Here is a 16,096-nt window from a genome sequence, read left to right on the forward strand (position 1 = left end):
CCGGACAGCGCTGCTGCGCGTGCGAGACGGCACCGCTGCTCGGCAGGACTCCGCCCCAATGCCACATTGGGTGCATCTGACGCACCCAATGTGGCATTCGGTGCGTCGCGCGCACCCAATGCCACATTGGGGTTTGGCAGTGGTGTCGCGCGGCCGGGGCGAAACGCGGCCGAGGCGGCTCTCCACTCCCGCAGCGGTCCGTGAAGGGCTCCTTGAGGGAACTAGATTCCCTCAAGGAGCCCTTCACGGACCTGCTCATCGCCTCTAGGCCTGATCTCGCGGCCGGTCCCGCCCGATCCCGGCAAACGTGGCGTCCGCCATCCTCCCCAGCCATAGCCCGGCCCGCACGGTTTAGGTTAGCCTCACCTCATGGGCACCCTCACTTACCACCCCGGCAAGGTCACCGCGGTTCGGCGGGTCACCCCGCACATGGCTCGGGTCACGTTCGACTGCCCGGGGCTCGCCGCGGCGGGTCCGGTGGCACCGGACGCGTACGTGAAGGTGTTCTTCCCGCTCCCCGGCGACGAGGAGCCGCATCTGCCGCCCGCTGAGATGGGCGAGGACGACGTCCTGTCGTGGTACCGCCGCTACCTCGCGATGCCCGACGACGTCCGGCCGCCGATGCGGACGTACACGGTGCGCGCGGCGCGTCCGGAGAGCGGCGAGGTGGACGTCGACTTCGTGCTGCACGAGGAGAGCGGCGGCCCGGCGTCGACGTGGGCCGGGCAGGCGGCGGTCGGCGGGCGCGTCGCGTTCCTCGGGCCGCACGGGTTGTACGACGTGCCCGACGGGACGACATGGCAACTGTTGGTCGGTGACGAAACAGCGCTGCCGGCGATCGGCGGGATTCTCGAGCGGCTGCCGCAATCGACGCGCGCGTCGGTGTACGTCGAGATTCCGGACCGCGCAGAGCGACAGACCTTCGAGACCAACGGTGCGGTCGAAGTGCACTGGGTGGTCCGCGGTGCGCGTACGCACGGCGAAGCGCTCGTAGACGCCGTACGCGCGGCCGAGTTGCCCAACGGCACGCCGTATGCGTGGGTGTCCGGCGAAGCAGGTGTCGTGAAGCTCGTTCGGCGACACCTTGTCCGCGAGCGAGGCTTCGACAAGACCGCCATCTGCTTCACCGGTTACTGGCGGCAAGGCCTCAGCGAAGAAGCAGCCGGACGACAGCAGGCCGAAGCGTCTTAACCGAGCTTCGCGACTACTAGCTTCACCAACGCGCCTAGCCGCTGACGCTCCGGCTGTAGCGTGCGGATTCCTGCTGCCTCCAACGGCGCAGCGGTCACCGGACCAACGCACGCGCAGACGACCGTGCCACCGCGCAGGGTCTCGCGCAGCTCCGCTCCACGCCCGGATTCGTCGGCGAGCGTCAGGAAATTCGTCGCGGCCGGGGCGCTGGTGAACACCAACGCGGCCAGTTCTCCCGACAGCACTTCGCGGATCAACGAGAACACCGGCTCCGGATTCGGTGGCGTGTGCCAGCGGTAGGGCTGCACTGCGAGCACGGACGCCCCCGCCGCCTCGAGCGGATCGGTGAACTCCGGCAGCGGTGCGCCGTGCAGTTGCAACGCCACGCGCGCGCCATTGACACCGGCTTCGGTGAGCGCGCCGAACAGCTCGTCGTTGGTCTCGCCGGGCGCGGAGTACTGCTCGCGCAGACCGACGCCACGCACCGCACCCACCGCTTTCGGGCCGCGCGCGAAGATGCGCGACCCGGCCAGCGAGTCCAGCAGCGCGTCGCGCAGGCCCCAGCCTTCGGCGGCGTCGAGCCAGCCGCGGAACCCCGCCCCGGTGGTGACCGCGGTGAGGTCGACCGGCGCGGCGAGGACGGCTTCGGTGCCTCGGCGCAATTCCGGATCGTCGGGGAGCGGGACGATCGTGATCGTCGGCGCGTGCCGCACTTCCGCGCCATGCCTGAGCAACGCGCCGATCAGGTCGTCCGCGCGCCGCTCGGCCGTGACGCCGATCCGCACGCCGTCCAGCTCACCCATCCGTTTGCCTCGTTTCCGGTGAAGTCGCGCCCGGCAGCAGTGCCCTGATCAGGTCATTCATACCTCTGCCCCATCTCCCGGACCGCCGCCGCCAGTTCCGTCCGCAGGTCCTCCGGCGCCAGCACCTCCAGATGCGGCCCGAACCGCAGCAGTTCGCCGATCGCCGCTTCGCCCGGTTCGACCGGCAGGTCGATCGTCAACCATCCGTCGCCGTCCGGTTCCGCTCCGGCGGCGACTGCCTCGCGAAGCGCCCGGGCACCGACGCTGCCTGCGTAGAACGGTACGAGAGCCTGGGAGCGCGGCGAGAGGCGCACTGTCGCCTTTCGGGGGTACATCCGGCGTTCGAACTGCTCCGACCACTCCTGCCAGTAACCGGCGAGGTCGAATTCCGCCGGTCGCTCGAACTCCTCGCCGAGGTCGGTCAGCTCGTGGATGCGCGAAATCCGGTAGGTGCGATCGGTCCCCTCGCACCGGGCGGCCAGGTACCAGTTGCCCGCTTTGAGGATCAGCCCCAGCGGTTCCAGCACCCGCTCGACCTCGCGCTGTCCCCACCGTTCGTACCGCACGCGGATCCGCCGCGCGGACCACACCGCGTCGGCCACCGCGGACAGCGTCGGCAGGCTTTCGATGCCTCGGTGCCAGCCGGGAACGTCGAGGTAGAAGCGTTCCGCGACGCGGCCGGCGCGGCTGCGCAGCTCCTGCGGCAACGCCGCGTACAGCTTCAGCTGCGCGGCCGCCAGCACCGTGCCGAGCCCCAGCTCCGCGGCCGCCACCGGCAGCCCGGCCAGCGCCAGCGACTGGGCTTCGTCCTCGTTGAGGCCGGTCAGCCGGGTCCGGTAGCCGTCGACGAGCTGGTAGCCGCCGCTGCGGCCGCGGTCGGCGTACACCGGCACCCCCGAGGCCGACAGCGCGTCGATGTCCCGGTACACCGTCCGGACCGAAACCTCCAGCTCAGCGGCCAATTCCTCGGCGGTCATCCGGCCGCGGTTCTGCAGCAGGAGAAGCACGGTGAGCAAACGGCCGGCACGCATGCGGCAAGTATGACTGAAATACCTGACACAAGATGGCAGGTATGGGTGATTGAGTAAGCGGCATGAACACGTTTGGCATGACGAAGTGGGAAGAGCACGTGGCGAGCGGCGAGGAGGGCAGCCCGCGCGTCGCGTACGTGCACGCCGCGATGGAGTACTCGGGCGTCATCCAGGGTGCGGCCACTGGCGACTACCTGCTGTACTACCCGGGCGAAGGCTACGACGGCGGCGCGACCACGTCGCCGGGCTACGACCGGTTCGAGGGCACTGTCGACGGCCGCCGCGGCACGTTCGTGGTCCGCCAGGAGTGGGGCTTCGACCCGAAGAGCATCCGCTCGACGTTCGAGGTCGTGCCCGGCTCCGGGACCGGCGAACTGGCCGGCATCAGCGGCTCCGGCACGGTGCACGGCGTGCTGGGCGAGCCGACTGTGTCGTACACCTTCGACTACAAGATCTGAAGGAGGCCGGGATGCTGGAGGTGTCGCGCGAACAGGCGCTGGCGTACCGGATCGCCGAGCAGGGGCTGCACCGCTCCGTCGCCGATCCGTACGACCTGCCGCTGCTGGACCTCGGTCTGCAGGACAGCATGCGCGACACCGCTCTGCTCGCACTAGCAGCCCGGATGCCGGATGAGGTGACGCCGGAGTCGCTTGTGGACGATCAGCGGCTCGCCCTGGTGTGGTCGCACCGGGGCGCGCCGCATTTCCACCGGCGCGCGGATCTTCCGGAGCTGACCGCCGCCTTGGTGCCGGTCGACGATCCGGACGCGCTGGCCCGGATGTTGTGGCAGAAGAAAGACATCCAGGCCGCTGACGTGTCCCCTGTGGACATTGTGTTCACCACCGCGCGGGCAATCCGCAAAGTGGTCACCAAGCCGATGACCAAGGGCGCGGTGAGCGGCGAGATCACGAAGCTGCTCCCGCCCGCGTTCAGCCGCTGGTGCCGCGGCTGCAACGCCACTCACGTGCACGAACAGCTCATGCGAATCGCCTCCCTGCACGGCGGCGCACGGCTCGAAGCCGGACAATCCCCGGCGACGCTCGCCCCGCTGGAGGATCGCGGACGGATGTCCACGCGCCCGGTCCCGGCGGCGGTTTCGCGAGTGATCGAGCAGTATTTGCGCTTCAACGGGCCTGCGACGCAAGGCGACTCGGCGGGATTTCTCGGCACCGCGAAGACTTCCGTAAGCGAGACTTGGCCTTCCTCGCTCGCTGAGGTCAAAGTGGACGGTCGACAGGCTTTCATCCCGAAGGATCGGTTGCCCGCGTTGGAGAACCCGCCGTCGGCTGCTGGAGTACGCCTGTTGCCGCCGCTCGATCCGTACACGCAGGGCCGTGACAAAGCCGTCCTCGTTCCGGACAAAGCGCGGGCGAAAGAGGTGTGGAAGATTCTCGGCAGCCCTGGTGCGTTATTGGTCGACGGCGAGATCATGGGTACCTGGCGGATGAAAGCGTCGGGCAAACGCCTCGCCTTCACGTTGGCCGAATTCGATCCGCTCCGCCGCTCGGACCGCCAAGCCGCCGAGGACGAGGCGGCCCGGGCCGCGTCCGCCCGCGGCTACCAGGATTTCTCCGTGACGTGGGGTTGACCGCCGGGATAAAGTCCTGACGTGCTGAAATGGCTGCTCGACTCAGACCCGACGCTGCGCTGGCAGGTCGAACGGGACTTAGCGGACGCGCCGCCCGAAGTCTGGACGGCCACCCGGCACAAGATCGCGACCGAGGGCTTCGGCGCGCAACTCCTCGCCCGCCAAGACCCGGACGGGCAATGGGCAGGCGGCGCGTTCTTCCCGGCGCAATTCACCCCCGGCCCGGACACCGGGCAGCCGTGGACGGCCACCACCTGGTCGCTCAACATGCTCCGGGAATGGGGCCTGGATTCGGCGGTGCTGCGCGCTCGCCGGACCGCGGAATTGATCGCCGAGAATTCCTGCTGGGAATACCACAATCTGCCGTACTGGGACGGCGAGGTCGACGTCTGCATCAACGCCTGGACCCTCGCGAACGGCGGCTGGCTCGGCGTGGACGTCTCCCAGCTCGCCCATTGGTTCCCCGAGCACCAGCTGGCCGACGGCGGCTGGAACTGCGAATGGGTCGACGGGTCGAAACGCTCGTCCTTCCACTCGACGCTGAACGCGGTGAAGGGCCTCCTCGCCTACGACATCGCGACCGGCGGCACCGACGAGACGCACGCTGCCCGCCGCGCCGGCGAGGAGTATCTGCTGGAACGCCGTCTGCTGTACCGGCTCTCGACCGGCGAGCAGGTGGCCTCGTGGGTAGATCATTTCGCGTATCCGGTGCGGTGGCATTACAGCGCGATCAACGCGGTCGAGCACTTCCGCGAGGCCGCGATCGTGGACGACCTTCCGCCTGACCCACGGCTCTCCGACGCGGTGGAACGGGTTCGCGCCGCTCGGCAGCCGGACGGAACCTGGCTGCAGGACGGCCGGCTCAACGGCGACATGTGGTTCGAGGTCGACGTCCCGGCCGGAGAACCCTCCAAGTGGCTGACGCTGTACGGAACCCGGATTCTGTCCTGGTGGGACTCCGCACAGTCCTAACTGGACCGTGCGACCCGAAAGCCGACGTCGTCCACCCGGAAGGTCGGGTGGCTCCGGCGGCGCACGGACACCCGGACGCTCCAGTGTTCGTCCGCCCAGCCGCCGCCCTTGAGCACCCGATACTCGCCGTACACGGCCGGATCGTAGAGATCCCAGCACCAATCCCAACTGTTGCCGAGCAGATCGTAGGCACCCCAGGCGTTCGGACGCTTCTCGCCGGAGGGATGCAGCCGACCGCCGGAGTTTCCTTCGTACCAGGCGATCTCGTCCAGGTCGCCGTACCGAGGGCCTTCGGTGCCAGCGCGGCAGGCGTGTTCCCACTCAGCTTCGGTAGGCAGCCGGTAGCCGGAAGCGGACCGGTCCCACTCCACCTCGTCGCCAATCGCGTAAGCGGGCGATAGTCCGTCGCGTTCGGACAGTGTGTTGCAGAACCGCACCGCGTCCAACCAGGACACCTCGACCGCGGGCAGCCCCCCGCCGCCGCTGTATTCCTCTTGAGTGACCGGGAACGCGCCTAGCTCGAACGCGGGCACGTCGACTGTCCAGCTGCGTTCTGTCCGCCGGTCGGTGAGCGTCACCGTTCCCGGCGGAATCGGGACCATCCGCACCAGGCCGAGATTAGCCGATCGGCACCGGGGTGTCGCCGGGATTCACCGCCAGCCGATAGCCGCGCTTGACCACAGTCTGCACCACTCCGGTGCCGCCAAGAGACGTGCGCAACCGGCCGATCGCCGTCTCCACCGCGTGCGCCTCGCCGCCGGACGGAAGCTCGGCGGACAGTTCCCGGCGCGCGACCACCCGGCCAGGTTGCCGGGCGAGGGCGCGCAGGAGCGCCATCGGAGCCGGGGCGATCTCGCGCCATTCGCCGTCGACCAGCGCGCCGGTGCCGCGGACCTGCAGCACATGGCCTGCGGCGTACAGCGTCGGCGAGGCCGCGACCAAGGTCTCGGCGACCGTTCGCGCCAGCGCCCCTATTCGCGACCGTCTCGGTTGGACAGTCGGAACACCCAGCGAGGCAAGTGGCGCAGCGGTGATCGGACCGACGCACGCCACCGCCACCCGGCTGCTCAACACCTCGACCAGCGCGCCGAGCCGGCCAGTCCGCCGCGCCATCGCGACGGTCGACGCGGCAGCGGGCGCGCTCGTGAACGGCAAGGCGTCGATCGTGCCTTCCAGGACCGCGTCCAACAGCCGGTCGAGCGGTCCCGGGTCTGCCGGGGCCACCCAGCGGTACACCGGGATCTCGATCACCTCGGCGCCTGCCTGCCGAAGGGTCTCCGCGAAGAACGGCAACGGCTCGCCGTGCAGCTGAAGCGCGATCCGCCGTCCGTCCACTCCGGACTTGGTCAGGTACTGCAACAGTTCCGCGCTGCTCTCCGAAGCGGGCGAATAGTCCTCCGCCAGCCCCGCCGTCCGCACCGCGCCAGCCGCTTTCGGGCCGCGAGCCAGCAGCGAGGCGTTCGACAGATGGTCGAGCACTTTATCCCCGAGGCCCCACCCTTCCGCGGCCTCGATCCAGCCGCGAAAGCCGATCCCGGTCGTCGCCACGACAAGGTCCACTGGCGACTCCAGCAATCGCATCGTCGCCGAATGCAGCTCGGTGTCGTCCGCCAGCGGCACGATCCGGATCGCCGGTCCATAGCGGACCGCGGCGCCCTGGCGCACGAGCAGCGCGCCCAGCTCTTCAGCTCGGCGCGCTGCCGTGATTCCCACCGTGAACCCGGCCAGCGGCCGGACGTCGGTCACGGTGATCCCACCTCGATCACCCCGTCCCGTACGCGAACCGGATACACCGGCACCGAAACGCCTTCCGCGTCCAGGCACTTTCCGCTTCGGAGCGAAAACCGTTCTTTGTAGACCGGCGACGCGACCACCGGCTCTCCCCCAGCGTCGCCGACAATCCCGCGCGACAGCACGGCCGCGCCGCTGCACGGGTCCCAATTAGACAGTGCGTACCAGCCGTCGCCGGCGTGGAACACCGCGACCTGCTGGCCGTCTACCAGTGCCGCGGCTCCGGAGAACTCCGGAATGTCCACTGCCCCGCACACCGCGGTCCAGGACGAGGTCATGGTCATCGCCGCACCTCCGGAACTCCCAGCAACACCGGGATCCGCTGCTCCCGCTCCTCGCGGAACGAGATCGACGGGTCGGGCGTCCCTGGTGCGTTCACGAACGAACTGAAGCGCGCCAGCTTGTCCGGATCCTCCAGCACCCCGCGCCATTCGTCGGTGTAGCCCTCGACGTGTTTCGCCATCGCCGCGTCCAGGTCCTCGCAGATACCAAGGCTGTCGTCCACGATCACCGCGCGCAGGTGGTCCAGTCCGCCGTCCAGCTCCTCGATCCACGGTGCCGTGCGCTGCAGCCGATCCGCCGTGCGCACGTAGAACATCAGGAACCGGTCGATCGTGCGCACCAGCGTCTCGGTGTCCACATCAGACACGAGAAGCTCAGCGTGCCGAGGTGTCGCGCCGCCGTTGCCGCCGACGTAAAGGTTCCATCCGTGTTCGGTGGCGATCACGCCGAAATCCTTGCCACGCGCTTCAGCACATTCACGCGCACACCCGGACACTCCGGCCTTGATCTTGTGCGGCGACCGCAGACCTCGATACCGCAACTCCAGGTCGATCGCCAGCCCCACGCTGTCCTGCACACCATACCGGCACCAGGTCGAACCAACGCAGGATTTTACTGTGCGCAACGACTTTCCGTACGCGTGCCCGGACTCGAAGCCCGCGTCGACCAGTCGCCGCCAGATCTCCGGCAGCTGGTCCACAGTGGCCCCGAACAGGTCAATCCGCTGTCCGCCGGTGATCTTCGTGTACAGCCCGAAATCCTGCGCGACTTGCGCGATCACCATCAGCTTCTCCGGCGTGATCTCCCCGCCGGGAATCCGCGGCACCACGGAATAGCTGCCGTTGCGCTGCATGTTCGCGAGGAACCGGTCGTTCGTGTCCTGCAGCGAGGCCTGCTCGCCGCCGAGGATGTGCCCGTTGCCCAGCGTCGCCAGGATCGACGCCACCGCGGGCTTGCAGACCGCACAACCGGTCCCGGTGCCGTAGCGGCTCACCACCTCGCTGAACGTCGTCATTCGAGTCGCCCGGATGATCTCGAACAGCTCCGCGCGCGACTGCGTGAAGTGTTCGCACAGCGCCTTCGACTGCTCGACGCCGCACGCGTTCAGCAGCTTCGCCAGCATCGGCACGCATGAACCGCACGAGGTTCCCGCCCGCGTGCACGACTTCAGCTTCCCGACCGAATCGCAGCCGTCCTCAGTGATCGCCCGGGTCAGCGCACCCTTGGAAACCCCGTTGCACGAACAAACCTGTGCCTCGTCCGGCAAGGCGTCCACGCCGACCGCCGCGCCGCCGCCCGCCGGCGCGAGCAACGCGCCCGGGTCGGCAGGCAGCGGACGGCCGACCAACGCCCGCAGCGTGTTGTATTCCGCCGCGTCGCCGACCAGAACCCCGCCGAGCAGCGTCCGGCCGTCGTCGGTCACCACGAGCTTCTTGTACGTCCCGGCCACGGCGTCGTTCACCGCGACTTCCAGCGCTCCTTCGGTGGCCGCGTGCGCGTCGCCGAAACTGGCGACGTCCACGCCCATCAGCTTCAGCTTCGTCGCGGTGTCCGGCTCGGGGAAGCTCGCCGCGGCACCCGTGAGCTGCGCCGCGACCACCTCCGCCATCGCGTATCCCGGCGCGACGATGCCGTACACCCGGCCTTCGACCGCCGCACACTCGCCGATCGCGTAGACCGCCGAATCGCTGGTCCGGCAGGTCGCGTCGACCAGCACGCCGCCGCGCTCGCCAACGTCCAAACCGGACTCCCGGGCCAGGTCGTCACGAGGGCGGACACCCGCTGAAAAGACCACCAGGTCGACATCCAGCTCGGTGCCGTTGCCCAGCTTGGCCAGCAGTCGCGATCCGTCGGCCTCGATCGCGTCCGTTGAAGTTCCGGTGTGGACGGTCACGTCGAGATTCGCGATCAACCGCCGCAGCAGCCCGCCGCCGCCATCGTCGACCTGCAAGGGCATCAATCGCGGTGCCATTTCCACGACGTGTGGCGACAAGCCCATGTCCCGCAACGCCTTCGCCGCTTCCAGGCCGAGCAGACCACCGCCGATGACCACCGCCGCCCGACGGCCGCGTCCTTGCCGTTCGGCCGCCGCGCGAATGGCGTCGAGGTCTTCGATCGTCCGGTACACGAAAACGCCGGGCAGCTCCCGGCCCGGCACCGGCGGCACGAACGGACGAGAACCGGTCGCCAGCACAAGCGAGTCATACGGCTGCACGTGTCCGGCCGCCGTTGTCACTGTCTTGGCTTCGCGATCCACTGAAACAACGACCTCGCCGAGGCGAAGGTCGACCGCGTCGTCTCCGGCGTAGTCCGATCCCGGCAACGCCAGCGCCGCCGGATCCCAGCTGTCCACATAGGAGGTCAGCGCGACCCGGTCGTAAGCGGGACGGTTCTCCTCGCCGAAGACGACGACCCGCCACTCGCCCGCCGCGTCTGCCGCGCGAAGTGCCTCCACGAACCGGTGCGCGACCATTCCGTGCCCGGCGACCACCACTGTAGGCATTTCAGACCTCCGCTCCTGCCAACGCCACCTGCGCGCGCACCGCTGGCTTGCGCAGATAGCCGAACCACGTCACACCCACGCACACCGCGTAGAAGACCAGGAATCCGACGAACGCCGGGACACCGCTGTGCGCGGTGGCGAACGACTGCCGGAACGCGAGGTTGATGAACAATCCGCCCAGCGCGCCGATCGCGCCCGCCAACCCGATCAAGGCTCCGGACAGCCGACGCGCGTTCCGCAATTCCGTCGCTTCGTCCGCACCGGCCTGAATCGCCGCCCGAGCCTTCACCTGGAAGATCGCCGGGATCATCTTGTAGGTCGAACCGTTGCCGATTCCGGTGAGCACGAACAAAACGATGAACGCGGCGGTGAACGTCGCCAGCGAGTCAGCCGAGGAAGCCAGCACCAGCACCACGGTCGCCAGCGCCATCGCGCCGAAGGTCGCGAAGGTGACCCGGCCGCCACCGATGCGATCCGACAGCCAGCCGCCGATCGGCCGGGACAGCGAACCCAGCAGCGGACCGAGGAACGTCACCGCGGCCGCCTGCAACGGCGTCCGGCCGAACTGGTTCTGCAGCACCAATCCGAAGGCGAAGCTGTAACCGATGAAGGAACCGAACGTGCCGACGTACAGCAGCGACATGACCCAGGTATGTCCAAAGCGGACTACTTCGCGCATTGCCTTGGTGTCACCGCGAACACTGGCCAGGTTGTCCATGAACAACGCGGCGCACGTCGCGGCGATGACGATCAGGGGAAGGTAGATGTAGAGCACCAGTCGCGGAGCTGTCGCACCTGCAGTGCCGATCACGAGCAATCCGACAAGCTGAATCACTGCGACGCCAAGGTTTCCGCCACCGGCGTTCAACCCGAGCGCCCAGCCCTTATGCCGTTCTGGGTAGAAAGTGTTGATGTTCGCCATCGACGACGCGAAGTTGCCGCCGCCGACACCGCCGAGCGCCGCCATCAACACGAACGTTCCGAGCGAGGTGCCCGGGTGTAGCACGACTGCGGTCAGCACCGTCGGGATGAGCAGCAGCAGCGCACTGATGACTGTCCAATTGCGACCGCCGAATCGCGCGACCGCGAAGGTGTACGGGATCCGCATGATCGCGCCGACCACCGTCGGCGTGGAGACGAGCAGGAACTTGTCCGCCGCGCTGAAGCCGTAAGCCGGGCCCATGAACAGCACCACGACTGACCACAATGTCCAGATCGAGAAGCCGATGTGCTCGGAGAACACGGAAAACCACAGGTTGCGCCGGGCGACGCGCTTGCCGGTGGTCTCCCAGAACTCGTCGTCCTCGGGATCCCAGTGCTCGATCCAACGGCGGGTCATGGCGTCCTCCTTGGTACCGGGGGCGGTCATTGCGCGGCCAGCCAGTCCGCGACCGCGCCGACCGTGTCGCGGCAGCTGCCGCAACCCGTGGTGGCGCGGGTGGTTCGGGCGAGTGCGGCAGCGTCGGTGGCGCCACCCCGCCAGGCTTCGATCAGCCGGCCTTTGGTCACCGCGTTGCAGCGGCAGATCACTGTGGACGAAGGAAGATCGGCCGGGCTCGCCGCTGTCGGCGCGCCCGCGGGCAACGCGCGGCCGAGCAGAACTGCGAGCCGATCTTCGGGGACCGGCGTCCCACGGTCGTGCAGCTGCGTCACGGTCGCCGCCGCGTCCGGCAAGCCGAGCAGGATCGCGCCGGTCACTCGGTCGCCGCGCACGACGAGCTTGCCGTACCGGCCGCCGGACGGATCGTCGAAGGTCACGACCTCGGCTGCGTCGTCCTCGCTGGTCACCTGCGTTTCGCCGAGTGCGGCGAGGTCGATGTCGCGGGCCTTGAGCCGAGTTACCGTGCGAGTGCCGCGATACCGCGCCGTGGCGTCCGCGCCGGTGAGCAGGTCCGCGAGCACTGCGGCCTGTTCCCAAGCCGGCTGGACCAATCCCGCTGGCGCGCCTGGGTGGCGTGCGCAGTCGCCCAGTGCGTGGATCCGGCCGTCGCTAGTCCTCAGTAGATCGTCGACCAGGATGCCGCGATCCACCGCGAGTCCGGCGGCTTCGGCGAGCGAGGTCTCCGGCCGCACCCCGGCCGCGACGACCACGAGGTCGGCGGGAACGAAGCTGCCGTCGTCGAGTTTCAGTCCGTCGCCGGGCAGGTGCCGGGCGGCTGTCACCTCGAACCGGAAGGTGACACCCAGCTCTGCCAACCGGCGAGCCAGCACTCGGCCGGCACCGGAATCCAGTTGCCGTTCCAGCACATGCGGCTGCGGGTGCACCACGGTCACGTTCGCGCCACGACCGGCCAGCCCGCGTGCGGCTTCCAGGCCGAGCAGCCCGCCGCCGAGTACCGCGACCGGTGCTCCCGGGCGTGCTGCGTCGACGATGCGCGCACAGTCGTCCAAGGTCCGGAACGTCACGACCTCTGGGCCGAGTTCGAGCCCTTCGACCGGCGGCAACCATGGTGCCGCACCGGTCGCGAGGACCACGGCGTCGTAAGGGAAATCCTCGGTTTCAGTGCGGACCACTCGCCGCGCCGGGTCGATTCGCGTCACTCGCGTTCCGAGCCGCAGGTCGACCTGTGCCTGCGCCGCCCATTCCGAATCGTGCAGGCGCACCGTTTCCGGATGCATCCCGCCAGCGACCACAGTGGACAGCAACACTCGGTTGTACGCCGGGTGTTGCTCTTCGCCGAGCACCGTCAACCGAACTCGGTCCGCTTCCGGATCGCGTCGCCGGATCTCGTCCGCGAGCCGGGCACCGGCCATTCCGTATCCGATGATGACGACGTTCCGCGCGCTCATGCTTCCGCCCTCGCCAACGACACGGCGCACACTTTGAACTCCGGCATCCGGCTCACCGGGTCGAGCGCCGGGTTGGTCACCAGATTCGCCCGTGCCGCACCGGGAAAGTGAAACGGCAGGAAGACCAGGTCGGCTCGCATCGACGAAACACACCGCACCTGCGCGACCGTCTCCCCGCGCCGCGACCGCACCACCGCACGATCGCCGTCGGCCAGCCCGGAACGCGCCGCGGTATCCGGGTGCACCTCGACGAACACCTCCGGCACGACCGCCGTCAGCTCCGCGATCCGGCGAGTCTGCGCACCGGATTGGTAATGCTGCAGCACTCGGCCGGTCGTGGCCTGCAACGGAAACATCTCGTCCGGCAACTCGGCGGGTCCACTGTGGTCAACCTCCGCGAAGCGCGCCCGGCCGTCCGGATGCGCGAATCCGTCGAGAAACATTCGTGGCGTGCCCGGGTGTGTCTCGTCCGGAATCGGCCAGTGCAACGCTTCCCCGGAACGCAACCGTTGATAGGTCACGCCGGAGTAGTCCGCGGCTCCGCCCTTCGACGCGGCACGCAGTTCCTCAAAAACCTCCGCCGCGTCTTCCGGAAATCGCTCAGCTGGCTGTCCAATGCGGACTGCGAGCTCCCGCAAGAGCGTCAGATCGCTGCGCACTCCGTCCGGTGGCTGGATCGAGCGCTGCCGCAGGAGGACCCGGCCTTCGAGATTGGTCAACGTGCCCTCCTCCTCGGCCCATTGCGGCACCGGGAAAACCACGTCGGCCAATTCCGCGGTTTCCGACAGGACGAAGTCCGCCACCACGAGAAGATCCAGCCCAGCCAACCGGTCCTGCACACGAGCCGACCGCGGCGCGGACACCACCGGGTTGCTCCCGAACACCAGCAACGCCTTGATCGAATCGCCCAATTCCTCGAGCAGTTCGACCGCCGACCCTCCCGGCCCCGGCAAGCTTTCCGCCGGTACGCCCCAAACTCCGGCCACGTACGCACGCGCCGCCGGGTCGTCGATCTTGCGATATCCCGGCAGTTGATCCGCCTTCTGCCCGTGCTCTCGTCCGCCCTGACCGTTGCCCTGCCCGGTCAGGCAACCGAACCCAGAACCAGCACGGCCGGGCAATCCCAACGCCAGCGCGAGATTGATCCACCCGCCGACTGTCGCGGTGCCAGACGCGTGCTGTTCCGTCCCGCGTCCGGTGAGCACATACGCGTTTCCCGCCCGGGCCAGCATTTCCGCCGCACGGCGCTGATCCGCGGCCGAGACGCCGGTCACCCGCTCGACCCGCTCCGGCCACCAGGTCGCGGCGATCCGCCACATCTCGTCGAACCCGGCGGTCCGAAGATCCACATAGGACTTGTCCAGGTATCCCTCGGCGACGACCGCGTGCAGAATCCCCAACGCCAGAGCAAGATCCGTTCCCGGCGCGGGCGCGAGGTGCAGTGCGGCGCGCTCGGCTGTCGGAGTGCGGCGCGGGTCGATGACGATCAGTTCCGCGCTGTCGAGGTGCTGCATGAACGGCGGCATCGTCTCGGCCGGGTTCGCTCCGGCGAGCAGGACGACGTCCGCGCCCGCAAGATCGGTGACAGGGAAAGGAAGTCCGCGGTCAATGCCGAACGCGCGGATCCCTGCTGCGGCGGCGGAGGACATGCAGAATCGGCCGTTGTAGTCGATTTGCGACGTTCCGAGCGCAATTCGGGCGAATTTCCCGAGCAGGTAAGCCTTTTCGTTGGTGAGGCCGCCACCGCCGAACACTGCGACCGAGTCCGCGCCGTGGGTCTGTCGCGAGGATCGCAGGCGAGCCGCGACGAAATCCAGTGCCTCGCCCCAGGAAACCGGCTGCAGTTCGCCGTCTCGGCGGAGCAGCGGCGAGGTCAGTCGGGCGCCGGATTCCAGCAGCGAACCGGCGGTCCAGCCTTTCTGGCACAGACCGCCCGCGTTGACCGGGAAATCCCTTGGGGTGACCCGGGTCTCAGCCAGGCGCATCCCGCACTGCAAGGCGCAGTACGGGCAATGTGTGTCGACGTGCGGCACAGGCGCTCCTCGGGTCGGCGATGACCCGACGGTAAGGACGCCGTGTTACCCCGATGTGCCGGAATGTTTCGGGGAGTTGACATTGCCCGCCGTCACGGCGGGGGCGCGCAGTGAGTCAGAGGATCGCGCTGACCTCGCGGGCGGCTGCGCGCAGGCCGTCCAGGGCGGCGTTGGTGGAGCGGGGGTCCAGTGCGTGCGAGGCCAGGCGGAACAGCATGGCGCGCAGGAGGAGCTGGGGCCATTCGGGGAGGTGGGCCCAGCGTTCGAGCAGGGCTCCGGTGGCTCCGCCCCAGATCAGGGAGTCGACTGCGGCGATCGCCGCACCCCATTCGCCTGGGCGGTAATACGGGACGAAGTCGACCACTCCGGGGGCCGCGTCGCCGTCGAAGAGGAGGCCGGCGAGGAGTTCGCCGTGGGCTACCTGGTGCGGGAGTTTGATCGGGCGGCGGGCCGGGGCGAGGATTTCGAACCAGCGGCCGCCTTTTTCCTCGGGGAGGGGGCGGTCTTGTTCTTCCCAGGCGATTCGGTCGGCGATCGCGTCCCGGTCGTCGCGGGAGGAAAGGAAGTCAGGGCGGGGGAGGTCCGCGGTGGCTCGGTGCAAGCGGACGGCGGCCAGGATGGATTCTTCGCAGCGGTGTTCGGTGGTGCCTGGGAGGTATCGCCAGGCTGACCAGTCGCCGACTATCCAGCGGCCGTCTCTCGAGCGGACTGGTTTCGCGATCCGTAGGCCCGGGTCGTCGGCGAAATCGAGGGCTCGGGCGGTCCAGAGGGCTTCGGAGCGGTCTTGGACGCGTTTGAAGACCACGTCGGCGCATTGCCAGGATTCGGAATCCGGGAGGAGGGTGATGGCGTCGGCGTCGCTGCCGAACGCGGAGCAGACGCGTTCGGAGGGACGTTCGAGGGTTGACCGCACAAAGGGGGAGGTTACCCCGGTGTCCGTGCGGATCCTGGGGAGACTCGCTGGTCGTGGGGGCTTCTTGGTTCGGCTCGTCGCCTGGCGGCGACATTGCGCGCGGTGGGGGGCCACCACCCCGAAGCTTGATTGTCCTGACGGTTCGGGGGTGCTTGTCAAGGCGGGGAAAAAGACATTACAAGAACCCCCCCACACCACA

General features: G+C 68.6%; 14 protein-coding genes. 4 read left to right on the top strand and 10 right to left on the bottom strand.

The genetic code is table 11. The features are described 5' to 3' along the window. Positions 1–369 precede the first annotated feature (369 nt). Positions 370–1,191: a siderophore-interacting protein gene (locus ACFXI3_RS16575; protein WP_378400195.1), complete on the top strand. Its 822-nt coding sequence runs from the start codon at positions 370–372 to the stop codon at positions 1,189–1,191. On the opposite strand, the gene ACFXI3_RS16580 is transcribed toward ACFXI3_RS16575, so the two are convergent. Then, positions 1,188–1,994 carry a uroporphyrinogen-III synthase gene (locus tag ACFXI3_RS16580; protein WP_378400196.1) on the bottom strand — a complete coding sequence of 269 codons (807 nt, stop codon included), beginning with the start codon at positions 1,992–1,994 and terminating at the stop codon, positions 1,188–1,190. The two genes, ACFXI3_RS16575 and ACFXI3_RS16580, sit on opposite strands and share 4 nt — an antisense overlap. Positions 1,995–2,047: 53 nt before the next feature. Continuing rightward, entirely contained in the window at positions 2,048–3,025 is a 978-nt protein-coding gene (locus tag ACFXI3_RS16585; RefSeq protein ID WP_344288534.1) for a YafY family protein, read from the bottom strand. 62 nt (positions 3,026–3,087) lie between these two features. On the opposite strand from ACFXI3_RS16585, the gene ACFXI3_RS16590 reads away from it, so the two are divergent. From ACFXI3_RS16590 to ACFXI3_RS16600, 3 genes are read left to right on the top strand one after another with little or no spacing between them, the layout of a single operon-like run. Continuing rightward, positions 3,088–3,483 carry a DUF3224 domain-containing protein gene (locus tag ACFXI3_RS16590; RefSeq protein WP_344288535.1) on the top strand — a complete coding sequence of 132 codons (396 nt, stop codon included), beginning with the start codon at positions 3,088–3,090 and terminating at the stop codon, positions 3,481–3,483. Positions 3,484–3,494: 11 nt separating this feature from the next. After that, positions 3,495–4,613, top strand: coding sequence for a DNA glycosylase AlkZ-like family protein (locus ACFXI3_RS16595; protein ID WP_378400197.1), 1,119 nt, complete (start codon positions 3,495–3,497; stop codon positions 4,611–4,613). 21 nt (positions 4,614–4,634) lie between these two features. Next, the gene (locus tag ACFXI3_RS16600) at positions 4,635–5,585 is read left to right on the top strand and encodes a squalene cyclase (protein WP_378400198.1); all 951 of its coding nucleotides are present in this window, start codon (positions 4,635–4,637) and stop codon (positions 5,583–5,585) included. Here ACFXI3_RS16600 and ACFXI3_RS16605 read toward each other — a convergent pair. The 8 genes from ACFXI3_RS16605 to ACFXI3_RS16640 all read right to left on the bottom strand — a co-directional run bounded on the left by ACFXI3_RS16605 (position 5,582) and on the right by ACFXI3_RS16640 (position 15,897). Then, the gene (locus tag ACFXI3_RS16605; RefSeq protein WP_378400207.1) at positions 5,582–6,187 is read right to left on the bottom strand and encodes a formylglycine-generating enzyme family protein; all 606 of its coding nucleotides are present in this window, start codon (positions 6,185–6,187) and stop codon (positions 5,582–5,584) included. The two genes, ACFXI3_RS16600 and ACFXI3_RS16605, sit on opposite strands and share 4 nt — an antisense overlap. Before the next feature lie 16 nt (positions 6,188–6,203). Next, complete coding sequence (locus tag ACFXI3_RS16610) at positions 6,204–7,331, bottom strand: uroporphyrinogen-III synthase (protein WP_344288543.1); 1,128 nt, start codon at positions 7,329–7,331, stop codon at positions 6,204–6,206. Next, positions 7,328–7,660: a nitrite reductase small subunit NirD gene (gene nirD / locus ACFXI3_RS16615; protein WP_378400199.1), complete on the bottom strand. Its 333-nt coding sequence runs from the start codon at positions 7,658–7,660 to the stop codon at positions 7,328–7,330. The genes ACFXI3_RS16610 and nirD overlap by 4 nt, the downstream gene beginning before the upstream one ends. Continuing rightward, positions 7,657–10,161 carry a nitrite reductase large subunit NirB gene (gene nirB / locus ACFXI3_RS16620; RefSeq protein WP_378400200.1) on the bottom strand — a complete coding sequence of 835 codons (2,505 nt, stop codon included), beginning with the start codon at positions 10,159–10,161 and terminating at the stop codon, positions 7,657–7,659. The genes nirD and nirB overlap by 4 nt, the downstream gene beginning before the upstream one ends. Before the next feature lies 1 nt (position 10,162). Then, positions 10,163–11,500, bottom strand: coding sequence for a nitrate/nitrite transporter (locus ACFXI3_RS16625; protein ID WP_378400201.1), 1,338 nt, complete (start codon positions 11,498–11,500; stop codon positions 10,163–10,165). A gap of 26 nt (positions 11,501–11,526) precedes the next feature. Continuing rightward, positions 11,527–12,951, bottom strand: coding sequence for an FAD-dependent oxidoreductase (locus tag ACFXI3_RS16630; RefSeq protein WP_378400202.1), 1,425 nt, complete (start codon positions 12,949–12,951; stop codon positions 11,527–11,529). Continuing rightward, on the bottom strand, positions 12,948–14,984 hold the full coding sequence (locus ACFXI3_RS16635) for a molybdopterin oxidoreductase family protein (protein WP_378400203.1): 2,037 nt from the start codon (positions 14,982–14,984) through the stop codon (positions 12,948–12,950). The genes ACFXI3_RS16630 and ACFXI3_RS16635 overlap by 4 nt, the downstream gene beginning before the upstream one ends. 115 nt (positions 14,985–15,099) lie before the next feature. Continuing rightward, on the bottom strand, positions 15,100–15,897 hold the full coding sequence (locus ACFXI3_RS16640) for a TIGR02569 family protein (protein WP_378400204.1): 798 nt from the start codon (positions 15,895–15,897) through the stop codon (positions 15,100–15,102). Positions 15,898–16,096 lie beyond the last annotated feature (199 nt).

The sequence above is a fragment of the Amycolatopsis sp. NPDC059235 genome (assembly GCF_042754125.1).
In the GTDB taxonomy this organism is placed as follows: Bacteria; Actinomycetota; Actinomycetes; order Mycobacteriales; family Pseudonocardiaceae; genus Amycolatopsis; species Amycolatopsis albidoflava.

Bases quoted from the DNA above. Each gene is read 5' to 3' on its own strand.
- ACFXI3_RS16580 (WP_378400196.1), bottom strand. From the start codon at position 1,994: ATGGGTGAGCTGGACGGCGTGCGGATCGGCGTCACGGCCGAGCGGCGC.
- ACFXI3_RS16605 (WP_378400207.1), bottom strand. From the start codon at position 6,187: ATGGTCCCGATTCCGCCGGGAACGGTGACGCTCACCGACCGGCGGACA.
- ACFXI3_RS16630 (WP_378400202.1), bottom strand. From the start codon at position 12,951: ATGAGCGCGCGGAACGTCGTCATCATCGGATACGGAATGGCCGGTGCC.
- ACFXI3_RS16575 (WP_378400195.1), top strand. From the start codon at position 370: ATGGGCACCCTCACTTACCACCCCGGCAAGGTCACCGCGGTTCGGCGG.
- ACFXI3_RS16595 (WP_378400197.1), top strand. From the start codon at position 3,495: ATGCTGGAGGTGTCGCGCGAACAGGCGCTGGCGTACCGGATCGCCGAG.
- nirB (WP_378400200.1), bottom strand. From the start codon at position 10,161: ATGCCTACAGTGGTGGTCGCCGGGCACGGAATGGTCGCGCACCGGTTC.
- ACFXI3_RS16625 (WP_378400201.1), bottom strand. From the start codon at position 11,500: ATGACCCGCCGTTGGATCGAGCACTGGGATCCCGAGGACGACGAGTTC.
- ACFXI3_RS16590 (WP_344288535.1), top strand. From the start codon at position 3,088: ATGAACACGTTTGGCATGACGAAGTGGGAAGAGCACGTGGCGAGCGGC.
- nirD (WP_378400199.1), bottom strand. From the start codon at position 7,660: ATGACCATGACCTCGTCCTGGACCGCGGTGTGCGGGGCAGTGGACATT.
- ACFXI3_RS16585 (WP_344288534.1), bottom strand. From the start codon at position 3,025: ATGCGTGCCGGCCGTTTGCTCACCGTGCTTCTCCTGCTGCAGAACCGC.